The sequence below is a fragment of the Agromyces litoreus genome (assembly GCF_040496015.1).
Taxonomy (GTDB): domain Bacteria; phylum Actinomycetota; class Actinomycetes; order Actinomycetales; family Microbacteriaceae; genus Agromyces; species Agromyces litoreus.
This window is the reverse complement of record NZ_JBEPKA010000005.1, coordinates 25008-47362: the sequence shown is the minus strand read 5'-3', so window position 1 is coordinate 47362 and position 22355 is coordinate 25008. Positions and strand designations below refer to the sequence as shown.

Genomic DNA, 22355 nt, shown 5'->3' with positions numbered 1-22355 from the left:
GCGATGCGGGGCGAGGGTCCCGCGCTGTTCCGCCCGATCACGATCCGCGACCTCGAGATCCGCAACCGCGTCTGGGTGCCGCCCCTCTGCCAGTACTCGGTCACCGCGCGCGACGGCGTCCCGACGGACTGGCACCTGGTGCACCTGGGGTCCATGGCCGCGGGAGGCGCCGGGCTCGTGATCGCCGAGGCGACCGCGGTGAGCCCGGAGGGTCGCATCTCCGACCACGACACCGGCCTGTGGGATGACGCGCAGGTCGAGGCGTGGGCGCGCATCACCCGGTTCGTGCGCACGCAGGGCGCGGCATCCGGCATCCAGCTCGCCCACGCCGGCCGAAAGGCATCCGTCTGGCCGGAGCCGCTGCGCCGCGCGGGCTCGCAGCCGCTCGAGGAGGGTGGCTGGCCGACCCTCGCACCGTCGGCCATCGCGTTCGACGGACTGCGGGAACCGGTCGCGCTCGACGAGGACGGCATCCTCGCGGTGGTCGAGGACTTCCGCGCCGCGGCCCGGCGAGCGGTCGAGGCCGGATTCGACGTCGTCGAGGTGCATGCGGCGCACGGCTACCTGCTGCACCAGTTCCTCTCACCGCTGTCGAACCGGCGCGAGGACCGCTGGGGCGGCGACCTGGAGGGCCGCTCCCGGCTGCTGCTCGAGGTCGTGGCCGCCGTGCGCGCCGAGATCGGCGAGCGGATGCCGCTGTTCGTGCGCTTCTCGGCCACCGACTGGGCTCCGGGCGGGTGGGATGAGACGCAGACCGCGATCGTCGCGGAGCGGGCCGAGGAGCTCGGCGCCGACTTCTTCGACATCTCCACGGGCGGACTCGTGCGCGACGTCCGCATCCCGGTCGGGCCCGCCTACCAGGCCGCGCACGCCGAGTTCGTGGGCGATCGCGCGGGCGTCTCCGTCTCCGCGGTCGGCCGGATCACCACGCCCGCGCAGGCCGAGGCCATCGTGGCCTCCGGGGCCGCCGACGCGGTGATGTTCGGCAAGGCCATGATGCGCGACCCGCACTTCGCGATGCGGGCCGCGCACGAACTCCGCGCGGGCACGGCGATGTGGCCGCCGCAGTACCTGCGGGCCGTCCCGGAGGCGAACGACGGCGAGTGGTGACCGGCGGGCCGAGGCCCGCCTGCGGGATCAGCCGGCCGCGGCGGAGAGCATCGCGCGGGCCTCGTCCATCGACATCTTGATGGGCTCGGCGATCGCGATGATGTTGCCCTCGCTGTCCTCGAACCAGGCGCCCCGGTCGCCGTCCATGTCGGCGACGCCGTCGACGGTCGTGAGCCCCGGGAAGTCGTACTCGAGGAACGTGACGCCTTTCTCGCGCAGCTCGGCCATGTCGCGATCGAGGTCGTCGCTCATGATGGAGAGCGCCGTCGCCTTGTTCGTGCCGGCGAACTCGGACGGGTAGACGAGCACCGCGCTGGACCCGACCATGAACGCGGCCCCGCCCATGTCGGTGTTGACCGGATCCAGGCCGAAGACGTCGTGCCAGAATCGCAGCGCGCGCTCGATATCGGAGGCCGGGAGCACTGCGACCGAAATGCCGTTCTCGAACATGGGAAACTCCATCTCCTGTCGTGGGCGCGGAACCGCACTCGGCGGATGCACCGGCGCGCCCGGGCCGGGGCATCCGCGGGGGCGCGGGTCAGGCCGGGGCCACGCCGCCGCGCATCGCGCGGACCTGCTCGCGGGCGTCGGCCGAGGTCGGCTCGTTGATCGCGATGATGTTGCCCTCCGTGTCGGTGAACCACGCCGTGCGCATCTCGTCGAGGTCGGCGACGCCGTCGACGGTCCGGAGGCCCGGCAGGTCGTAGTCGTGGAAGGTCACGCCGTGCGTGCGGAGCTCGGTCATGTCGCGGTCGAGGTGCTCGGTCATCAGCGACAGCGCGGTGTTCTTCGCCGTCCCGGCGAACTCGGTCTCGTAGACCAGGACGACGGTCCCGGCCATGACGTAGAAGTCGGCGCCCTCGCGCGAGTCCATGGGCTCGACGCCGAACGCGTCGTGCCAGAACGTGCGTGCGCGGGCGAGGTCGGACGCCGGAAGGGTGACCATGGCCATCTGGATGTCGGGCATCGTGCGTTCCCCTGTCTGTCCGTGCCGTCCGCGCGCGTGCGCGGACGCCGTCGCCGGTGGGGTCCCCCGATGGGCATCCGGTGCCGGATCGCCGCATCGAGCAATCCTCACCTTCGGTGGTGATCGGGAGTCTACGCCGCTCGGCCGCGGGCCGCGCTACCCCCTCCGGGTGGCATCCTGCACCTCGCCGACGAGTTCCTCGATGATGTCCTCCAGGAAGATCACCCCGGTCGTGCGACCCTGCTCGTCGAAGGCGCGCGCCACGTGCGTGCCGAGACGCCGCAGGCTCGCCAGCGCGTCCTCGAGGTCGGTGCCGTCGTAGATCGACACGAGCCGACGGACGCGCTTGGCCGGGATCGGATCGTCGAACTCGTCGTCGTCGAGGTCGATCACGTCCTTCAGGTGCACGTAGCCGACGGGTTCGCCGTCGGCGCCCGCGAGCACGTACCGCGAGAAGCCGCGGCGGGCGACCGCGCGCTCCACGTCGCCCGGCGTGGCATCCGCCGGGAGGCAGACGAGCTCGTCCATCGGCACGGCGATGTCGTGCACCTGCTTGGTCGTGAACTCGAACGCGGCCGTGAGCGTCCCGCTCGCGTCCTCGAGCATGCCCTCCCGCCGCGACTGGGCGACGATGGTCTGCACCTCCTCGAGCGTGAACGTCGAGGTCGCCTCGCTCTTCGGCTCGACGCCGAACAGGCGCAGCACGCCGTTCGCGGCCGCGTTCAGCGCCACGATCACCGGGCGGAACAGGCGTGCCGTGAACACCAGCGGCGGCGCGAGAAGCAGGACCGCGCGGTCGGGCAGCGAGAACGAGAGGTTCTTCGGCACCATCTCGCCGAGGACCACGTGCAGGTACGAGACGAGCAGCAGCGCGATCACGAATGCGATCGTGGAGACCACCTCGGGCGACCAGCCCGTGAGCTCGAGCGGGTACTCGAGCAGGTGGTGGATCGCGGGCTCCGACACCGTGAGGATCAGCAGCGAGCAGATCGTGATGCCGAGCTGGCTCATCGCGAGCATGAGCGTCGCATGCTCCATCGCCCAGAGGGCGGTCTTCGCACTTCTGCTGCCCTGCTCGGCGAGCGGCTCGATCTGGGAGCGCCGCGCCGAGATGACCGCGAATTCCGCACCGACGAAGAAGGCGTTGCCGAGCAGCAGCACGAACAGCCAGGCGAGTCCGGCCCAGTCGCTCATCGGGGCACCTCCACGGCGTCGGAGTCGGCCTGCGTCGGCACCGTGGCCGGCGAGAACTGGATGCGGTCGATGCGGCGGCCGTCCAGGCGCTGGACCCGGAACGTGCCGCCCTCCACCTCGACCTCGTCGCCGACGACCGGGAGCCGTCCGAGCGTGGCCATGACGAACCCGGCGACGGTCTCGTACGCCCCGTCCTCCGGGACTCGGATGCCCGTGCGGTCGAGCAGTTCGTCCGGCCGCAGGATCCCGGGGAAGCTCACGAACTCGCCGCGCCGGACCACGCCGGCGCGCGTGCGGTCGTGCTCGTCGGAGACCTCGCCCACGAGTTCCTCGACGAGGTCCTCGAGCGTCGCGACGCCCGCCGTGCCGCCGTACTCGTCGACCACGACCGCCATCTGGTAGCCGCGCCCGCGCAGCTCGCCGAGCAGCGCGTCGAGCTTCATGGTCTCCGGCACGCGCAGCGCCTCGGACTGGAGTGCCGACGCGGGCACGACCTCGCGCTTCTCACGCGGCACCGCGACCGCCTGCTTGACGTGCACGAGGCCCACGACGTCATCGAGGTCCTCGTCGTAGACCGGGAACCGGGAGTACCCGGTCTGGCGTGCGAGCTCGAGCACCGCCTCGGTGGACTCCGTGCGCTGCACGGCCGCGAGCCGGGGCCGCGGGGTCATGACGTCGGAGGCGTCGTGCTCGGAGAAGCGCAGCGTGCGGCCGAGGAGGGTCGCCGTGTCCTGCTCGAGCATGCCGGCACTGGCCGACCTGCGGACGAGGCTGGAGAGCTCCTCGGCCGACCGCGCCCCGGAGAGCTCTTCCTTCGGCTCGATGCCGACCAGGCGCAGCAGGCTGTTCGCGCTCCCGTTCAGCACTGCGATCGCGGGCCGGAACAGCCACGTGAACGCGGTCTGGAACGGCATGACGACCTTCGCGGTCAGGCGGGGCAGCGCGAGCGCGAAGTTCTTGGGCACGAGCTCGCCGACGATCATCGACAGCAGCGTCGCCACCACCACCGCGGTGATCGCCCCGACCGGGCGCACGAGCGGCTCGGGCACGCCCACCGCGGAGAGCGGGGTCGCGAGCAGGGACGAGATCGCCGGCTCCATCGTGTAGCCGGTCAGCAGCGTCGTCAGGGTGATGCCCAGCTGTGCGCTCGACAGGTGCGTCGAGGTGATCTTGAGCCCCTCGATGGTGAGCCCGAGTCGGGTCTCGCCCTTGGCGCGACGCGCCTCGAGGTCCGCACGATCGAGGTTGACGAGCGCGAACTCGCTCGCGACGAACAGGCCCGTGCCGACGGTGAGGAGGAGTCCGATGCCGAGCAGGAGCCACTCAGACATCCGCACCTCCCCGCTCGGTCACGGGCGAGGGTCTATGGCCGGGTGAGGTCGCAGAGGGAGGGTCGTCCATTGTGCCGACAGTATATCCGCGGCGTCCGTGCGGCCGCCGGGCGTGACGGGAGATCGCCGCGCGGCCGGACGACGTCCGGTCGCACCCGGACTACCAGCTCACCGGCAGCGCCTTGCCCTCCTCGTAGCCCGCGGCCGACTGGATGCCCACGAGCGCCCGCTCGCGGAACTCCGGCAGCGATCGGGCGCCGGCGTAGGTGAACGAGCTGCGGACGCCGGAGGTGATCATGTCGAGCAGGTCCTCGAGTGACGGCCGGAGCGGGTCGAGGTAGATCGCGGACGAGCTGATGCCCTCCGCGAACAGCTCCTTTCGCGCAAGCTCGTAGGCCGAGAGGCGGCCGAACCGCTCCTTGACGGCCTTGGTCGAGGCCATCCCCCAGCTCTCCTTGTAGACCCGGCCGTCGGCGGACCGGCGGAGCGTGCCGGGCGCCTCGATGGTCCCGGCGAACCACGAGCCGATCATCACCGAGGCCGCGCCCGCGGCGAGGGCGAGGGCCACGTCCCGCGGATAGCGCACGCCGCCGTCGGCCCAGACCGCCGCACCGAGTTCCCGAGCCGCCTCGGCGGTCTCGAGCACCGCCGAGAACTGCGGGCGTCCGACCGCGGTCATCATGCGCGTCGTGCACATCGCGCCGGGTCCCACGCCGACCTTCAGGACGTCGGCTCCGGCGTCGACGAGGTCGGCGACCGCGTCGGCGGTCACGATGTTGCCCGCCACGATCGGGATGCCGAGTCCGGCCGCCCGCACGGTCCGGACCGCCGCGATCATGCCCTCCTGGTGCCCGTGCGCCGTGTCGACGACGAGCATGTCGACCCCGGCCGCGACGAGCGCTCGGGCCTTCGAGGCGACGTCGCCGTTGATCCCGAGCGCCGCGGCGACCCGCAGGCGGCCGGCCTCGTCCGTGTTCGGCTCGGAGACCGTGCCGCGCAGCGCGCTGCGGCGGCTCAGCGTGCCGACGACCCGGCCGTGCTCGAGGACGGGTGCGAAGTCGATGCCCGCGTCGACCATGAGGTCGAACGCGCGGCGGGGCGTGTCGACGTCGTCGGCGTCGAGCGACGGGATGGCGCCGTGCACGAGGTCGCCGAGGCGTGCGTCGGCCAGGGCGGTGGCGAGCCGCGCCGCGGGGATGGTGCCCGCGTAGGCGCCGTCGTCGTCGTGGAGCACGATGCCATGCCCCTCGACCGGCGGCAGCACCTCGAGCGCATCGGCCACGGTGGCATCGGCCTGGAACGCGTGCGGCACGTCGAAGCGGGCCGGCCTCGACTTCACCCAGCGGATCGCGTCGTCGAGCTGCTGGAGCGGAAGGTCCTGGGGCAGCACGCCGATGCCGCCTCGCCGCGCGAGCGTCGCGGCCAGCCGCGGTCCCGTGACCGAGTTCATGTTCGCCGAGACGATCGGGATGCTCGCTCCCGAGCCGTCGTCGGGCGCGAGCGACACGTCGAGCCGGCTGGTCACGCCCGAACGGCTCGGCACCAGGAAGACGTCGGAGTACGTGAGGTCGTGCCGCGGCGTCGTGCGATAGAACTCCATGGTCCTCAGCGTAGGCCGCGTCGCCGTCCGGCGGCCGAGCGCCGTCGCCACGGACCGCCCGGTGCGCCCGACGGCTGGGAGGAGCCTGCGATCCGCCTGCACGCCGTATGCGAGGTGCTGGAGGACTTCGGAAGGGGTTTAGGCTTGTGAGGGCGTTCCGCGACGTGCTGCGCGCCACGCCACCAGGTGAGTTTTCCATCGATGGAGAGAGTGGGCGAAAGGCTGTGTCGAGCCAATTGACCGGGTCGGGATCCGACGAGACGACGTCGGCGATGTTCGGAGCCAACGAATGGCTCGTGGACGAGATGTACGAGCGGTTCCTCGCCGACCCGAGTTCCGTCGACGAGACCTGGCGCGAGGTGCTCGAGCACTACCGTCAGGTGCGCACCGGCGAGTCCGCCGCACCCGCGGCATCCCCCTCGATGCCCGACGAGGCCGACCTGCACCGCGCGGCCGCCGAGGAGGCCCCCGCCGCCGAGGAGGCCCCCGCCGCCGCCCCGGCCGACGAAGCGCCCGCGCAGGCCGCCTCCGCGAGCCCGGCGCCCGCCCCCGCGGCGCCCGCCTCGAGCCCGGTGACCGCACCCAACCCGGTGATCGGCCAGGCGCCCGCGGCACGCACGACCTCCGTCGCCCCGCGCACCGCGCCGGTGCCCGCCGACGTGCCCGTGACGAGCCCCCAGCAGCAGGTCGACGCCGGCGAGCGCGAGGACGAGGTCCTCCCGCTCAAGGGCCTGCCGAAGACCCTCGCGGCGAACATGGACGCCTCGCTCGCCGTGCCCACGGCCACGAGCGTGCGGACCGTGCCCGCGAAGCTCATGATCGACAACCGGATCGTGATCAACAACCACCTCCGCCGCACCCGCGGCGGCAAGGTGTCGTTCACGCACCTCATCGGCTGGGCGCTCATCCAGGCGCTCAAGGAGTTCCCGAGCCAGAACGTCTTCTACTCCGAGGTCGACGGCAAGCCGGCGCTCGTCAAGCCCGCGCACATCGGCCTCGGGATCGCGATCGACATCCCGAAGCCCGACGGGACGCGGGCGCTGCTCGTGCCGGCGATCAAGCGCGCCGAGACGATGACCTTCAACGAGTACCTCAGCGCGTACGAGGACCTCGTGCGTCGTGCCCGCTCGAACAAGCTCACCGCCGACGACTTCAAGGGCGCGACGATCTCGCTGACCAACCCCGGCGGCATCGGCACGGTGCACAGCGTGCCGCGGCTCATGAAGGGCCAGGGCTGCATCATCGGCGCGGGTGCGCTGGAGTACCCGGCGGAGTTCCAGGGCGCCAGCGAGAAGACGCTCGCGAACCTCGCGATCGGCAAGACGATCACGCTGACCTCCACGTACGACCACCGCGTGATCCAGGGCGCCGGCTCCGGCGAGTTCCTGAAGAAGGTGCACGAGCTGCTCATCGGCGACCGCGACTTCTACCAGGACATCTTCGCGGCCCTCCGCCTGCCGTACGAGCCCATCAAGTGGAACCAGGACATCTCGGTCGACGTCGCGAGCGCGATCGACAAGACCGCGCGCGTGCAGGAGCTGATCAACTCCTTCCGCGTCCGCGGCCACATGATGGCCGACACCGACCCGCTCGAGTACGTCCAGCGCTCGCACCCCGACCTCGACATCGAGAGCCACGGCCTGACCTTCTGGGACCTCGACCGCGAGTTCGTCACCGGCGGGTTCGGCGACAAGCGCACGGCGCTGCTCCGCGACATCCTCGGGGTCCTGCGCGACTCGTACTGCCGGACCATCGGCATCGAGTACATGCACATCCAGGACCCGGTGCAGCGCCGCTGGATCCAGCAGCAGGTCGAGCGCAAGTACGAGAAGCCCACGCACGACGAGCAGATGCGCATCCTCGGCAAGCTCAACGAGGCCGAGGCGTTCGAGACCTTCCTGCAGACCAAGTACGTCGGGCAGAAGCGCTTCAGCCTCGAGGGCGGCGAGTCGATGATCGCCCTCCTCGACGAGGTGCTGCAGGGCGCCGCCAAGGAGGGCCTCGACGAGGTCGCCATCGGCATGGCCCACCGCGGCCGGCTGAACGTGCTCACGAACATCGCCGGCAAGACCTACGGCCAGGTGTTCCGCGAGTTCGAGGGAACCCAGGACTCGAAGTCGTTCTCGGGCTCGGGCGACGTCAAGTACCACCTCGGCACCGAGGGCACCTTCACGGCCGACGACGGGCAGCAGGTCCCCGTGTCGCTCGCGGCGAACCCGTCGCACCTCGAGGCCGTGGACGGCGTGCTCGAGGGCATCGTGCGCGCGAAGCAGGACCGCAAGCCGGTCGGCACCTACTCGGTCCTGCCGATCCTGATCCACGGCGACGCGGCCATGGCCGGCCAGGGCGTGGTGGTCGAGACCATGCAGATGTCCCAGCTGCGTGCGTACCGCACCGGCGGCACGGTCCACCTCGTCGTGAACAACCAGGTCGGCTTCACCACCGTGCCGGGCGACGCCCGCTCCTCGATCTACTCGACGGACGTGGCGAAGGCCATCCAGGCGCCGATCTTCCACGTGAACGGCGACGACCCCGAGGCCGTCGTGCGCGTGGCCGAGCTCGCGTTCCGGTACCGCCAGGAGTTCAAGCGCGACGTCGTCATCGACCTCGTCTGCTACCGCCGCCGCGGTCACAACGAGGGCGACGACCCGTCGATGACGCAGCCCCTCATGTACAACCTCATCGAGGCCAAGCGCTCCGTGCGAAAGCTCTACACCGAGGCCCTCGTCGGTCGCGGCGACATCACCGAGGAGGAGTACCAGGAGGCGCACCGCGACTTCCAGGACCGCCTCGAGCGGGCCTTCGCCGAGACGCACGCCGCGCAGACCGGGGCGATCCCGATCGTGGGCGGCGGAGCCGACGCCAACGAGCCGGTCTCCGGCGAGCTGGAGACCACGGGCGTCGCGGTCGAGGTCGTGCACGCAATCGGCGATGCCTTCCAGAACAAGCCCGAGGGCTTCACCGTGCACCCGAAGATCCAGCAGCTGCTGGCCAAGCGCCTCGACATGAGCCGGAACGGCAAGGTCGACTGGGGCTTCGGCGAGCTGCTCGCGCTCGGCTCGCTGCTGCTCGAGGGCACCCCGGTGCGACTGGTCGGCCAGGATGCGCGGCGCGGCACGTTCGTGCAGCGCCATGCAGTGCTCCACGATCGCTCGAACGGCCAGGAGTGGCTGCCGCTGCAGTACCTCGGCGACCAGCAGGCGCGGTTCTGGATCTACGACTCGCTGCTCAGCGAGTACGCCGCGATGGGCTTCGAGTACGGCTACTCGGTGGAGCGGGCCGACGCGCTCGTGATGTGGGAGGCCCAGTTCGGCGACTTCGCCAACGGCGCCCAGACCGTCATCGACGAGTTCATCAGCTCGGCCGAGCAGAAGTGGGGCCAGCGCTCGAGCGTCGTGCTGCTGCTTCCGCACGGCTACGAGGGTCAGGGCCCCGACCACTCCAGCGCCCGCATCGAGCGGTTCCTGCAGATGTGCGCGGAGGACAACATGACCGTCGCGCGCCCCTCGACGCCGGCGTCGTACTTCCACCTGCTGCGCCGCCAGGCGTACCAGCGCCCGCGCCGGCCCCTCGTCGTGTTCACGCCGAAGGCCATGCTGCGCCTGCGCGGTGCCACGAGCGAGGTCGACGACTTCACGCAGGGTCGCTTCGAGCCGGTGATCGACGACGCGAGCATCAGCGACAAGGCCGCGGTCAAGCGGGTCGTCTTCATGGCCGGCAAGCTGTACTACGACCTTCGCGCCGAGCTCGAGAAGAACCCGAACCCGGAGGTCGCCCTCGTCCGGCTCGAGCAGTACTACCCGCTGCCCGCCGACGAGCTCAAGGCGGTCGCCGACTCGTACCCGAACGCCGAGTTCGTGTGGGCACAGGACGAGCCCGAGAACCAGGGCGCCTGGCCGTTCTTCGTGATCGAGACGAACAAGCTCGGCCCGCGCGAGGTCCGCGTCGTGGCACGGCCCGCGGCGGCCTCGCCCGCCACGGGTTCCGCGAAGCGCCACAACGCCGAGCAGGCCGACCTGGTCAAGCGCGCGCTCACCTGATCCGCGCCCGGGTCGCGTCGCGTGCGCGGGCCCGGATCCGCCGACGGACGACGAACGGGCGGGTGCCTCATCGAGGCACCCGCCCGTTCCGCATCGGATGGACCGGACTCGCTCAGCGCGTGATCGCGAGCTCCGGTTCGGCGCGTTCCGCTCCCGCGTCCCCGCCGTCGCCGTCCGCGGGCGCGCCGGGCGCGGCGTGGACGCCGTGTCGACGGTCCTCCCGCCAGAGGCGGCTCGGCCACCAGATCGCGCGGCCGATGTCGTACGACGCGGCCGGCACCAGCAGGGTGCGCACGAGGAACGTGTCCAGCAGCACGCCGAACGCGACGATGAACGAGATCTGGGCGAGGAACAGGATCGGCAGCACGCCCAGTGCCGCGAAGGTGGCGGCGAGGACCAGGCCGGCGGACGTGATGACGCCCCCCGTCAGCCGGAGTCCGCGCAGGATCCCCTCCCTGGTGCCGTGCGCACGGGACTCCTCGCGCACCCGGGTCATCAGGAAGATGTTGTAGTCGACCCCGAGCGCGACGAGGAACACGAAGCCGAACAGCGGCACCGACGGGTCCGCGCCCGAGAAGCCGAAGACGTACTCGAACACGATCGCCGAGACGCCGAGCGCGGCGGCGAAGGACAGCACGACGCTCGCGATGAGCAGCAGGGGCGCGACGATCGCACGGAGCAGCAGCATCAGGATCACGAGGATCGCCAGCAGCACGAGCGGGATGATGAGCCGCTGGTCGGCGATCGCGGCCTCGTTCGTGTCGAGCGCGACGGCGGTGGGCCCGCCCACCAGCACGTCCTCGTCGACCGCGTCGAGCCGGTCGCGCAGGTCGACGACGGTCGCCTCGGCCTCGGCGGAATCGGCCGGGTCGTCGAGCGTGGCCTGCAGCAGCACGAGGCCGTCGACCACGGTCGGCTCCGGCGCGGGCGTGCCCGGCGGACCGAACGCGACGATCCCGTCCTCGGTGACCTGCGCCGTGCCGGCGGGCGAGTCCGAGGCGATGACCGCGACGGAGTCGACGCCGGGCGTTCCGAGCGCCGCCTCGGCCATCTCCTGCAGCTCGTCCTCGGGACCGATGATCGTCGCGGGGGTGCCGGAGCCGCCGGGGAAGTGCTCGCTCAGCAGCTCCTGGCCGTCGCGGGCCTGGGACTCGCCCAGCACGAACTCACTGGACGGCACGCCGTCGGCGTCGAGCCGCACGAGCCCGATCGCCATGACGCCGAGCAGCAGCGTCGACACGATCCACACCAGGCGCGGACGGCGCGAGACGAGTCGGCCGATGCCGCCCCAGAGTCCCCGCTCCCCCGAGTCGGCGGACTCGCCGGGCGTCGCGTGGCGGCCGTGTCCGGCCGGGGCCCCGCCATCGGCGGCGGCCTCGACGCGCGGGATGCGGCGCGGCCAGAAGGCCACGCGCCCGGCCCACAGCAGGAGGGCGGGCAGCAGCGTGAGGGCGGCGAGCAGGGCGAACACGATGCCGATCGCGGCGACCGGGCCGAGGATCTTGTTGGAGTTCAACTCCGAGGCCAGCAGGATCAGGAGCCCGACGATGACCGTGCCGGCGGATGCGGCGATCGGCTCCCACGAACCGCGGAGCGCGGCCCACGTGGCATCCCACTTGGTCTCGTACCGTCCGAGCGACTCGCGGTACCGCGCGATGTAGAGCAGCGCGTAGTCGGTGGCCGCACCGATCACCAGGATGAACAGGATGCCCTGCGTCTGCCCGGAGAGCAGCAGCAGGTCGGCGCGCGCGAGCTGCACGACCGTGAACACGGAGGCCGTGAGCGCGGTCACGCTCGTGAAGAGCACGATGAGCGGCAGCAGCGGCGAGCGGTAGACGATCACCAGGATGATCAGCACCGCCGTGAGCGCGACGGCGAGCAGCAGCCCGTCGATGCCGGCGAATGCGGCGGCGAGGTCGGCCGTGAAGCCCGCGGGCCCGGTCACCGCGGCCGTCGTCCCGGCGACGGGCTCCTCCTCGAGGAGCGCACGGATCTCCTCGACGCTCTCGCGCGCCCCGCCCTCGCCCTCGTCGGACGGCGCGATCGACACGACGAACTGCGCGGCCTCGCCGTCCTCCGACGGGATCACCGGCGAACTCTCGTCGGCGACCACGGCATCGACGGCGAGCACGTCGCCGCGCAGGGACTCGATGTCGGCCAGCTGGGATGCGGTCAGCTCGGACCCGTCGTCGGCGGCCACCACGACGATGGCGGGCACGTTCTCGGAGTCGCGGAAGCCCTCCTGGAGTTCGCTCGCCTCGGTCGCCTCGGCGGACGCGGGCAGGAAGGAGGCCTGGTCGTTCTGCTGGACGTCGGAGAGGCCGCCGAACGCGGCGCCTCCTGCCCCGAACAGCCCGAACCAGACCAGGATCAGGACGGTCGGGATGAGGGCTCGGAGCCAGACGGGGACGCGACCCCCGGATCGTTTCGCGACGGCATGCTCGTTCATCGTCCTCGACGCTACGGACGCCGGCCGCGCGAGCGCGTCCATCGAAAGTTCGGATCACGAAGGATCCGGACGCGACCGCGCCGGATCAGTCGACGAGGATGCCGTGCCCGGACTGGATGTCGCGGATCCGGGTCAGCACGACCGCGCGCAGTTCCTCGGGTGCAGTCTCCTTGCACGCCCGCTGCACGACGTCGGTGATGGCGACGCCGACGCGCAGCTCGGCGCGGCAGTCGTCGCAGTGCTCCATGTGCTCGCGGATGTCCGCGGCGTCCTCACGGCACAGCTCGTTGTGGAGATACTCCTCGAGCTCGGCCCTGGCCTTCTCGCAACCGCAGTCGGTCATCTCGTGCTCCTGGTGGATCGGGCGGCCGGCTGCGCCACGGCGAAGCCGCGCTCGCGCGCGTAGTCGGCCAGGGACTCGCGGAGCATGCGCCGGCCTCGGTGCAGGCGACTCATCACGGTCCCGATCGGGGTGTGCATCATGTCGGCGATCTCCTGGTAGGAGAATCCCTCGACGTCGGCGAAGTAGACGGCGAGCCGGAAGTCCTCGGGGAGCGCCTGCAGCGCCTCCTTCACCGCCGAATCCGGCAGGTGGTCGATGGCCTCGGCCTCGGCCGAGCGGCTCGTCGCCGCCGTCGTCGACTCCGCTCCACCGAGCTGCCAGTCCTCGAGCTCGTCGATCGTGCCCTGGAAGGGCTCGCGCTGCTTCTTCCGGTAGCTGTTGATGAAGGTGTTCGTGAGGATCCGGTACAGCCACGCCTTGAGGTTCGTGCCCTGCTTGAACGAGGCGAACGCGGCGTACGCCTTCACGAACGTCTCCTGGACGAGGTCCTGCGCGTCGGCGGGGTTCTTCGTCATGCGGAGGGCCGCCGCGTAGAGCTGGTCGATGAACGGCATCGCCTGCTCCTCGAACAGCGCACCGAGGTCGGGCGTGTCGTCGTCGGACCGGGTCTCACCGGTCGGAATGGCAGTGTCGTCGGCGCTCATCAGGGGCCATCCTAGATCGTCGGCCTGCGAGGGCCCCGGGCGTTCCAGTACCGCGAATGACACGCACGACTCCTTCCTGCTCACGGGCGCTACTGTTGGTAACCGATGCAGGTATCGAGGTATTCCGCGCCCGAGTTCGATCCGTACGGCGACGACCGGCCGATCGAGACGGATGCCGGGTGGCGCGCGCCCACCGCCCGCCGGCCGCTCGCGGCCTCCCTCACCGTCCCGGGATCGAAGTCCCTGACCAACCGCGAACTGGTGCTCGCGGCCCTCGCCGACGGCCCGTCGACGCTGCGGGCGCCGCTCTGGTCGCGCGACAGCGAGCTCATGGTGGAGGGCCTCCGTGCGCTCGGGACGGGGTTCGACCGGGTCCCGGGCGCCGGCGGGTTCGGCGACGACCTGCGGGTGATCCCGGCCGACGAGCTCCTGGGCTCCACGACGGTCGACTGCGGTCTCGCGGGCACCGTCATGCGGTTCCTCCCGCCGGTCGCGGCACTGGCGCTCGGGCCGACCACCTTCGACGGCGACGAGGCGGCGTACCGCCGTCCGATGCGCGGCGTGATCGAGGGATTGCGCGGCATCGGCGTCGACCTCGACGACGACGGCCGCTGGGCGCTGCCGTTCACGGTGCACGGCACCGGCCGCGTCGAGGGCGGCGAGCTGTCCATCGACGCCTCGGCGTCGAGCCAGTTCGTCTCCGGCCTGCTGCTCTCGGCGCCGCGCTTCGAACGCGGTCTCGACCTGACGCACTCCGGCGATCGGCTCCCGAGCCTCCCGCACATCGAGATGACCGTCGAGGCGCTCGCCCGGCGGGGCGTCGAGGTCGAGCAGCCGTCGGTCGGCCGCTGGCTCGTCGCGCCCGGCCCGATCGCCGCGCGCGACGTCGACATCGAGCCCGACCTCTCCAACGCGGCCCCCTTCCTGGTGGCGGCGCTCGTCGCCGGCGGCACGGTCGCGATCTCCGGATGGCCCGTCGAGACCACGCAGGTCGGCGCGCAGCTGGCGGAGCTCCTCCCCCGTTTCGGCGCGCGGGTCACCCTCGACGGCGACCGCCTCACGGTGCATGCGCCAGAGCCCGGGGCCGACGGCGGCCGCGGCATCCGCGGGGTCGACCTCGACCTCGCCGAGGCGGGCGAACTCGTCCCGAACCTCGTCGCGCTCGCGGCGTTCGCCGACGGCCCCAGCACGTTCACCGGCGTCGGGCACATCCGCCACCACGAGACGGACCGGCTCGCGGCGCTCGCCGCGGAGTTCGCCGCGCTCGGCGGGCGGGTGACCGAGCTCGAGGACGGTCTGCGCATCGAGCCCGCCCCGCTGCACGGGGGCGACTGGCGCGCGTACGCCGACCATCGGATGGCGACGACGGGCGCCATCGTCGGTCTCGCCGTCGACGGGGTCGTGGTCGACGACATCGGCTCGACCTCGAAGACCCTGCCGCAGTTCACCGACCTCTGGGAGCGGATGCTCGGATGAGCTGGTGGGAGACGGAGGACGACGAGGACGAGCCCGAGTACGACGAGTCCGACGTCCGCGTCCGTCCCAGCCGGCGCGGCAGCAGGCCGCGAACGAAGGTCCGTCCGGACCACGCCGATGCCGTCGAGGGCGTCGTCCTCGGCGTCGACCGCGGCCGCTACACGCTGCTCGTCGACGAGGGCGGACCTGATGAGCGGGAGGTCGTCGCGGCCCGGGCGAGCGAGCTGCGCCGGAAGTCGGTGGTGAACGGCGACCGCGTCGACCTGGTCGGCGACACGACCGGCGATGAGGGCACCCTCTCGCGGATCGTCCGGATCCGCGACCGGAGCACGCTGCTGCGCCGGAGCGCCGACGACACCGACGAGGTCGAGCGCGTGATCGTGGCCAACGCCGACCAGATGCTCATCGTCATCGCCGCGGCGAATCCCGAGCCGCGCGTGCGGCTCGTGGACCGCTACCTCGTCGCGGCGTACGACGCCGGCATCGCCCCGCTGGTGTGCGTGACCAAGACCGACCTCGCCGACCCCGCGCCGTTCCTGGCCAACTTCGACGGACTCGACCTCCCCGTCTTCCTGAGCCGCACCGGGGACATGCCGCTCGACGCGATCGCCGACCGCCTGGTGGGGCACCGGACCGTCTTCGTGGGCCATTCCGGCGTCGGCAAGTCGACGCTCGTGAACGCGCTCGTGCCCGACGCGAATCGCGCGACCGGTCACGTGAACGTCGTCACCGGACGCGGGCGGCACACGTCCTCATCGACCGTCTCGCTGCGGCTCGAGCACGGCGGGCGCACGGGGTGGGTCATCGACACCCCGGGCGTGCGCTCGTTCGGACTCGGTCACGTCGACCCCGCGAACATCCTCGGGGCGTTCGCCGATCTCGCGCGCGTCGCCGAGGACTGCCCGCGCGGCTGCACGCACCTGCCCGACTCCCCCGACTGCGCGATCATCGAGGCAGTCGAGGCCGGCGAGCTCGGCGAGTCCGGCCGGGTGCGCCTCGACTCCCTGCAGCGCCTGCTCGCGACCTTCGGCTGAGGCCGGAACCGATGCATTCCGCGCGCGGCATGCGCGACGCGCCGTCGGTCGACGTGCCTACGATTGACCCATGACCGACGCTCGACTCGCCGCCGGCGACCTCGCCCCCGACTTCACCCTCCCCGACCAGGACGGCTCCCCCGTCACGCTCTCGTCCCTGCGCGGCGAGAAGGTCGTGCTCTACTTCTACCCGGCCGCGATGACGCCCGGCTGCACCACCGAGGCCTGCGATTTCCGCGACAGCCTGAACTCGTTCGCGGGCGCGGGGGTTCGCGTCGTGGGCGTCTCGAAGGACGAGGTGGCCAGGCTCAAGGAATTCGCCGAGCGCGACGGCCTGAACTTCCCGCTGCTCTCCGACACCGACCTCGAGGTCCAGCAGGCCTACGGCGCCTGGGGCGAGAAGCAGCTCTACGGCAAGACCGTGACCGGATCCATCCGCTCCACCTTCCTGATCGACGAGGAGGGGCGCATCGCCAAGCCCATGTACAACGTCAAGGCCACCGGGCACGTCGCACGGATCCGCAAGGAGCTCGGCCTCGACGGCTGATCCGGATCGGGACCGTGCGGGCGGTCGTCGCGGTGGCGGCGGCCGCCCGTCGGCGTTCAGTCCGCGGTGCGGTCCTCGGGACGCGCGAACAGGTCGCGGACCGGGGGCCACAGCAGCAGGCCCGCCACCGTGATCGCCGGCACCAGCAGCACCCACCCGATGTCGGGTCGGGCGAACAGCCCCTGGAAGGCGCCCACGGCGATCGAGAGCTGGAGCACCTGCCAGACGATGGCGGCGGCCCGCGCCCACGGGGCACGACGCGCGGCGGCCACCGCGATCGCGCCCACCCAGGCGACGGCGATGGCGACGACCACGATGAGCGCGAGCGCCGTCGCGTACGACGACGGCCGCAGCACGATGAAGTCGACGACGAGCCACGCGAGCATCGCCAGCAGCGCCGCCGCCTCGGCGAAGAGCAGCCCGACCACGGTCACGAACGCGGCCCGGACGCCGCCCTGATTCACAGCCATCTCCCGAAGAGCACTCTTGATTCGCCTCTCTCGCTATGCCACCATTTATGAGGCCGAGTTGATGCTCACAGGGACGTGAGCCGATCGCCTCCCCGATCCTACTTCCCGAGATTCGGCCTTCCCCCAAGCAGCACAGCCGGTCTCCGGCTGCGCCGGTGTGCGTGCGCTGCGAACGACAACACAAGGAGCATCTTCATGGATTGGCGCGACAAAGCCGCCTGCCTCACCGCCGACCCGGAACTCTTCTTCCCCGTCGGCAACACCGGTCCGGCCATCGACCAGATCGAGAAGGCGAAGGCGGTCTGCGCCCGTTGCACCGTGACCGAGATCTGCCTGCAGTACGCGCTCGAGTCCGGCCAGGACTCGGGCGTGTGGGGCGGCCTGAGCGAGGATGAGCGCCGCGCCCTCAAGCGGCGCGCGGCTCGCGCGCGTCGCGCGGGCTGACCGGACCCGCTCCCGCGATCCACGCTCGGATCGGCCCGGCCTCGGGCCGCGGTTCCGACCCGGATCCCCCGGACTCCCCGCAGCACCCGGACCGAACGGCACCCGCGATCGCGGGTGCCGTTCGCACTGGGCGGACGATCAGGCCTTCGTGATCCAGCGAAGCGGGACCTCGATCGTGACCTCGGTGCCGCTGCCCATCACGGTGTGCCAGTCGATCGTGCCGCCGAGCTCGCCCTGGATGAGGGTGCGGACGATCTGGGTGCCGAGGCCCTCGCCGACCTTGCCCTCGGGCAGGCCCGAGCCGCTGTCGCGGACCTGCACCGTCAGCACCGTGTCGGATCGCTCGGCGATCACCTCGACGTCGCCCTCCTGACCCGCGAGGCCGTGCTCGACCGCGTTCGTGACCAGCTCGGTGAGCGCGAGCGCGAGCGGCGTCGCGTACTCGCTCGGCAGGACGCCGAACGTGCCCGACTTCTTCGGGTGCGCCGTCGTGTTGTGGGCGGCGGCCACCTCGGCCACCAGGAGCAGCGCCCGGTCGAACACGTCGTCGAAGTCGACGTTCTGCGTGAGCCCCTCGGAGAGCGTGTCGTGCACGACCGCGATCGCGCCGACGCGGCGCATGGCCTGCGTGAGCGCGTCGCGAGCCTCGTCCGAGTGAGTGCGCCTCGCCTGGATGCGCAGGAGCGACGCGACCGTCTGCAGGTTGTTCTTCACCCGGTGGTGGATCTCGCGGATCGTCGCGTCCTTGGTGATGAGCTCCTGCTCCTGGTGGCGCAGCTCGGTCACGTCGCGCGTGAGGACGATCGCTCCGGTCCGCTCGCCCCGGCGTCGGATCGGGATGGCGCGCAGCGACACGGTCACGCCACGGGACTCGACGTCGGTGCGCCACGGCGCGCGTCCCGTGACGACGAGCGGGAGCGATTCGTCGACGACGAGCTTGCCGCTGAGCAGGCGGGTCGCGACATCCGCCAGCGACTGGCCCTCGAGCTCGTCGTCGAAGCCCATGCGGTTGAACGCCGACAGCGCGTTCGGACTCGCGAACGTCGTGACCCCGTCCACGTCGAGGCGGATGAGCCCGTCCGAGGCGCGCGGTGCACCGCGGCGCGGCCCGGTGGGGGCGCCGAGGTCGGGGAAGTCGCCCGAGGCGATCATCTGGAACAGCTCGCCGGCGCAGTCGTTGAACGTGAGCTCCTGGCGGCTCGGGGTGCGCGTGGACCCGAGGTTCGTGTGCCGGGTGATCACGGCCACGGGCTGCGGCGCGAGCTCGGTGCCGGTCACCGACAGCCGTCGCATCACGGGCACGGCGCGCACGCGCGTGGGCATCTCCTCGTACCAGTCCGGCGCCGAGGAGTCCTGGATCCGCCGGGTCGCGAACGCCTCGGAGGCCAGTCCCTTCCATTCCTCGCGGATACCCTGACCCACGAAGTCGCGGTAGAACAGGGTCGCCGCGCTCGACGGCCGGGAATGCGCGACCGCGACGAAGCCGTCCTCGCCGGACGGCACCCACAGCACGATGTCGGCGAACGCGAGGTCGGCGAGCAGCTGCAGGTCGCCGACGAGCATGTGCAGCCAGTCCACGTCGGCCTGGCTGCTGCGCCCTTGCGCGAGGACGAGGTCACTGAGGGTCGACACGCGTCAAGCGTACCCACCCCGCGTCCTCCCCTCGGACGCCGCGACCCGTCGACGGAGCGCCCCGAGCGGCGCGCGGCGACGGTCGGCGGGCGGGCTCGGCAGCAGTCGCGCGTCGACGTACGAGCGCAGCGCCGCGCGCAGCGGCGAGCGAGGCGCGGCATCCCGGATCGCGCGGGCCGTCAGGACGGCGGCGTCCGCGGCCCTGGCATCGTGCGGCAGCAACGTGGCGTCGGCAAGGCCGGCGAACCGGCGCAGCGTCTGGCGCACCTGGGCATGCGCGTCGATGCCGAGCGCGCTCGAGCGGACCCGGTTCACGATCACGTCCACCCGCTCGGCCTCCACGAGCCCGACGAGCTCGACGTGGCCGCGCAGGAACCGCGACAGCCCGACCGGATCGGCCAGGCCGATCGCGACGACGCGGTCGGCGGCGCCGAGCGCGGCGAACGTGGCGGCGTTGCGGCGCGGGGCGAGGGGGTCGCTCGTGAGCTCCTCGTCGCGCTCCAGGCTGAATCCCGTGTCGACGACGACGCACTCGTACCTGGCGCGCATGATGCGGAGCGATTCGACGACCCGCTCGTGCGAGAGCTCGGGCCAGCGACTCGGTCCCACCAGACCGGTGAAGACGTCGAAGGAGGCCCGCGGCGAGGAGTAGCGCTGCGCGATCCGTTCCAGCTCGACCCGGTCGAGCGCACCGGAGCCCGCGAGGCGGCACGCCGATGCGAAGCCGGGCGCCTCGTCGAGGAGCCCGAGCGCGGGAGCCACCGCGCCGCCGTAGGGGTCGGCATCGACGAGCGCCACGAGGTGGCCCGCCGCGGCGAGCTCGGCGGCGATCGAGACGGAGGCGGTGGTGCGTCCCGGCGCACCGGCCGGACCCCAGACCGCGATGACCCCGGGAAGGGCGCCCGGTGCGGGCGGCGCGGCACCGCGCTCCCCGACCCGGGACGGCACGGGCGGGCCTCCGGTCACGAGCGCGTCGAGCTCCTGCGCGTCCACGGCGGCGTCGACGACCTCGTGGAGTCCGATGCGCCGCGCTTCGGCGCGTTCGAGGTCCGTCGAGGCGACCGCCACGATCCGGATCCCGCGTGCATCGCAGGCGTCGAGCAGCTCGACGTGCAGCGTCCCGGACCCCGCGCCCACCACGACGACCTCCGGCGCGAGCGCATCGAGGCAGTCGACGACGTCACGCCAGCCGACCAGGCGTGCGACGATCGTGTGCCCCGCTTCGACGAGCGGGGCGAGCAGGCGATCCTCGACCGCCGGTTCGAGCGCGAGGGCGATCCGTGCCATCAGCCCGCGCCCGCGACCGGGCCCGACGGCACGAGGTCGACCGCATCGCCCGAGGCCAGCGCGGCGAGGACGGCCGCCGTCTTCTCGCGCGGGATCAGCAGTTCGACGTCGGCGCCCTCGCCGCCGACCATCCCGTCGTCGACGACCACGGCGGCGACCTCGGCGCCGCCCACGAGCACCGCCGGCGGCTCGAACACGCCGCGCTCGAGCTCGGTGGCCGTCCACAGGTCGACGACCGCCCCCGCCACGATCTCGCGCGACAGCGGACCGCGCGTGGGGACGACCACGGTCGCGACCCGCCCCGAGTCGGCGTCGGCGACCGCCCCCGCGGGGACGATCTCGCCGGCGCGCACGGTGCGCAGTACGACCACTCCCTCCTCCGGCACGTCGCCCGGCGCGAGGTACGCGTCGGAGAGCGAGCCCAGCCGGACCGACGCCGTGCGCAGGTCGCCCGGGGCGATCCGCATCCCCTCGGTCAGCGTCGCCGGTGCGACCAGGACCTCGGTGCCGTCGTCGAGCGCCTCGACCACCACCCAGACGCCCAGGGTCGAGGCCGCGACCAGCACGAGGCCGATCGCCAGGCGCGCGTCGACGCGACGGCGCCCCCGATCGGCGCGAGCCGTGCGCTCCGGCATGGCGCTCCTCCCCGCCCGCGGCGGTCGCACGGGACGCGACCCATCGTCGCCCGACGCCGGGAGGACGCCGAGAAGTTATCCACACGGTTCCGCGCCTGCGAGGCGCGGCTCGATACTTGAGGCATGGTCCAACACGCCGCGGAGGAGCCGCTCGGTCGATTCCTCACGATCGCCGACGCCGCTGAGGTGCTCGCCGTCGGCGTCGAGGACGTGAGCGACCTCGTCCTGTCGGGCGAGCTGCCGGCGCTGCGCGTGGGCGACCGGGGTCCGTGGCGGATCGAACGCACGCAGCTCGAGGCCTTCATCGAGGTCAGGTACGAGTCGGCCCGCCGCGAGGTCGTCTGGAACGAAGGCGAGTTCGCCAACGTGATCGAGTTCTCCGGCGCGCGCCAGCCGGGGCCGCGCGCCGTCGATTGACCGCACCCCACACCCCGGGGGCTCAGCCGGGCGCCACGGTCGAGGCGACCACGATCCGCTCGAAGGGCACGAGCCGATAGCCTCGGACGTCGCGCTCGCGTCGCGGGGAACCCGGCTCGTGCAGCGCGAGGTCGAGGTGGTCGGCGGCCACGCGGTCGATCGTGCCGTGCAGTCGTCCGTCCCGGGTGCGCAGCTCGATGCCGGCGCGGCGCCGACCGAGGTCGCGCAAGGCGAAGGCCAGGCCGATCCGGTCGACGATCCCCGGAGCGGACGCGGGCGGCTCGAGGCTCTGCTCGAGCTGCCGACGACTCGCGGCGACGGCGCTGATCGAGGCGACCGGGACCACGCAGTGCCCGCCCGCGGCGCCATCCCGGATGCCGGCGATCCAGTCCCGGCCGAAGGCGGTCGGGCGCAACTGCACGGAACTGGCATCGACCAGTTCGATGCGGACGGGCCCGTCCCCCGGCGCTGCCATCGCCGCGATCCGCTCGCGGAGCCCCATCCGCCCGATGCGAAGCCGTTCCGACTCGATCGCGAGCGCGCGCTCCTCGCGGTGCCGGTCGTGGTCGATCTGCGATTCGAGGTCGTCGAACAGCCGGTCCCATCGCATGCGCCGACGGTACCTCCGGGACCGACACGCAGGCGAGGTTGTCCACAGGCTGGGAATTTCCTTGACACCCCGATGACGCCGCCCCTACGGTTCGATCTAGGAACCCGGACACCCCCGAAATGGGG

20 protein-coding genes are annotated in these 22355 nt (G+C 72.1%); 7 read left to right on the top strand and 13 right to left on the bottom strand.

Annotated elements, in window-relative coordinates:
* Window positions 1–3 precede the first annotated feature (3 nt).
* Entirely contained in the window at window positions 4–1110 is a 1107-nt protein-coding gene (locus ABME01_RS05575; RefSeq protein WP_353827502.1) for an NADH:flavin oxidoreductase/NADH oxidase, read from the top strand.
* 27 nt (window positions 1111–1137) lie between these two features.
* On the opposite strand, the gene ABME01_RS05570 is transcribed toward ABME01_RS05575, so the two are convergent.
* From ABME01_RS05570 to guaB1, 5 genes are all read right to left on the bottom strand, one after another.
* Window positions 1138–1560, bottom strand: coding sequence for a VOC family protein (locus tag ABME01_RS05570; protein WP_353827379.1), 423 nt, complete (start codon window positions 1558–1560; stop codon window positions 1138–1140).
* A gap of 88 nt (window positions 1561–1648) precedes the next feature.
* Window positions 1649–2077 carry a VOC family protein gene (locus tag ABME01_RS05565; protein ID WP_353827378.1) on the bottom strand — a complete coding sequence of 143 codons (429 nt, stop codon included), beginning with the start codon at window positions 2075–2077 and terminating at the stop codon, window positions 1649–1651.
* 156 nt (window positions 2078–2233) lie between these two features.
* On the bottom strand, window positions 2234–3271 hold the full coding sequence (locus ABME01_RS05560) for a hemolysin family protein (RefSeq protein WP_353827377.1): 1038 nt from the start codon (window positions 3269–3271) through the stop codon (window positions 2234–2236).
* Window positions 3268–4602 carry a hemolysin family protein gene (locus ABME01_RS05555; RefSeq protein WP_353827376.1) on the bottom strand — a complete coding sequence of 445 codons (1335 nt, stop codon included), beginning with the start codon at window positions 4600–4602 and terminating at the stop codon, window positions 3268–3270. The genes ABME01_RS05560 and ABME01_RS05555 overlap by 4 nt, the downstream gene beginning before the upstream one ends.
* A 160-nt stretch (window positions 4603–4762) precedes the next feature.
* Window positions 4763–6202, bottom strand: a complete 1440-nt coding sequence (guaB1, locus tag ABME01_RS05550) for a GMP reductase (RefSeq protein ID WP_353827375.1) — start codon at window positions 6200–6202, stop codon at window positions 4763–4765.
* A 224-nt stretch (window positions 6203–6426) separates the two neighbouring features.
* On the opposite strand from guaB1, the gene ABME01_RS05545 reads away from it, so the two are divergent.
* Window positions 6427–10242, top strand: a complete 3816-nt coding sequence (locus ABME01_RS05545; RefSeq protein ID WP_353827374.1) for a multifunctional oxoglutarate decarboxylase/oxoglutarate dehydrogenase thiamine pyrophosphate-binding subunit/dihydrolipoyllysine-residue succinyltransferase subunit — start codon at window positions 6427–6429, stop codon at window positions 10240–10242.
* 112 nt (window positions 10243–10354) lie between these two features.
* Here ABME01_RS05545 and ABME01_RS05540 read toward each other — a convergent pair whose 3' ends face one another.
* The 3 genes from ABME01_RS05540 to ABME01_RS05530 all read right to left on the bottom strand — a co-directional run bounded on the left by ABME01_RS05540 (window position 10355) and on the right by ABME01_RS05530 (window position 13678).
* Window positions 10355–12691 (bottom strand): MMPL family transporter, encoded by a 2337-nt coding sequence (locus ABME01_RS05540; protein WP_353827373.1) that lies wholly within the window; start codon window positions 12689–12691, stop codon window positions 10355–10357.
* A gap of 85 nt (window positions 12692–12776) precedes the next feature.
* Complete coding sequence (locus ABME01_RS05535) at window positions 12777–13034, bottom strand: zf-HC2 domain-containing protein (protein ID WP_353827372.1); 258 nt, start codon at window positions 13032–13034, stop codon at window positions 12777–12779.
* Window positions 13031–13678 carry a sigma-70 family RNA polymerase sigma factor gene (locus tag ABME01_RS05530; protein WP_353827371.1) on the bottom strand — a complete coding sequence of 216 codons (648 nt, stop codon included), beginning with the start codon at window positions 13676–13678 and terminating at the stop codon, window positions 13031–13033. Before ABME01_RS05530 ends, ABME01_RS05535 begins: the two co-directional genes overlap by 4 nt.
* A gap of 105 nt (window positions 13679–13783) precedes the next feature.
* On the opposite strand from ABME01_RS05530, the gene aroA reads away from it, so the two are divergent.
* The 3 genes from aroA (at window position 13784) to bcp (ending at window position 16735) form a co-directional block, all read left to right on the top strand.
* Window positions 13784–15154, top strand: coding sequence for a 3-phosphoshikimate 1-carboxyvinyltransferase (gene aroA, locus ABME01_RS05525; protein ID WP_353827370.1), 1371 nt, complete (start codon window positions 13784–13786; stop codon window positions 15152–15154).
* The gene (gene rsgA, locus ABME01_RS05520; protein ID WP_353827369.1) at window positions 15151–16188 is read left to right on the top strand and encodes a ribosome small subunit-dependent GTPase A; all 1038 of its coding nucleotides are present in this window, start codon (window positions 15151–15153) and stop codon (window positions 16186–16188) included. Before aroA ends, rsgA begins: the two co-directional genes overlap by 4 nt.
* Before the next feature lie 70 nt (window positions 16189–16258).
* The gene (gene bcp / locus ABME01_RS05515) at window positions 16259–16735 is read left to right on the top strand and encodes a thioredoxin-dependent thiol peroxidase (protein ID WP_353827368.1); all 477 of its coding nucleotides are present in this window, start codon (window positions 16259–16261) and stop codon (window positions 16733–16735) included.
* 56 nt (window positions 16736–16791) lie between these two features.
* On the opposite strand, the gene ABME01_RS05510 is transcribed toward bcp, so the two are convergent.
* Window positions 16792–17205: a hypothetical protein gene (locus tag ABME01_RS05510; protein WP_353827367.1), complete on the bottom strand. Its 414-nt coding sequence runs from the start codon at window positions 17203–17205 to the stop codon at window positions 16792–16794.
* Window positions 17206–17400: 195 nt separating this feature from the next.
* Here ABME01_RS05510 and ABME01_RS05505 point away from each other — a divergent pair, with 195 nt between their 5' ends.
* Window positions 17401–17649, top strand: a complete 249-nt coding sequence (locus ABME01_RS05505) for a WhiB family transcriptional regulator (RefSeq protein ID WP_353827366.1) — start codon at window positions 17401–17403, stop codon at window positions 17647–17649.
* 138 nt (window positions 17650–17787) lie between these two features.
* Here the strand turns inward: ABME01_RS05505 and ABME01_RS05500 are convergent, their stop codons facing one another.
* Genes ABME01_RS05500 through ABME01_RS05490 form a run of 3 tightly spaced genes read right to left on the bottom strand, consistent with a single transcriptional unit; the run spans window position 17788 to window position 21203 of the window.
* Window positions 17788–19281, bottom strand: coding sequence for a sensor histidine kinase (locus ABME01_RS05500; RefSeq protein ID WP_353827365.1), 1494 nt, complete (start codon window positions 19279–19281; stop codon window positions 17788–17790).
* A 3-nt stretch (window positions 19282–19284) separates the two neighbouring features.
* The gene (locus tag ABME01_RS05495) at window positions 19285–20568 is read right to left on the bottom strand and encodes a CpaE/TadZ family protein (RefSeq protein WP_353827364.1); all 1284 of its coding nucleotides are present in this window, start codon (window positions 20566–20568) and stop codon (window positions 19285–19287) included.
* On the bottom strand, window positions 20568–21203 hold the full coding sequence (locus tag ABME01_RS05490) for a hypothetical protein (protein WP_353827363.1): 636 nt from the start codon (window positions 21201–21203) through the stop codon (window positions 20568–20570). Before ABME01_RS05490 ends, ABME01_RS05495 begins: the two co-directional genes overlap by 1 nt.
* Before the next feature lie 123 nt (window positions 21204–21326).
* Here ABME01_RS05490 and ABME01_RS05485 point away from each other — a divergent pair, with 123 nt between their 5' ends.
* Complete coding sequence (locus ABME01_RS05485) at window positions 21327–21620, top strand: helix-turn-helix domain-containing protein (protein WP_353827362.1); 294 nt, start codon at window positions 21327–21329, stop codon at window positions 21618–21620.
* A 22-nt stretch (window positions 21621–21642) separates the two neighbouring features.
* Here ABME01_RS05485 and ABME01_RS05480 read toward each other — a convergent pair whose 3' ends face one another.
* On the bottom strand, window positions 21643–22230 hold the full coding sequence (locus ABME01_RS05480; RefSeq protein WP_353827361.1) for a hypothetical protein: 588 nt from the start codon (window positions 22228–22230) through the stop codon (window positions 21643–21645).
* Window positions 22231–22355 lie beyond the last annotated feature (125 nt).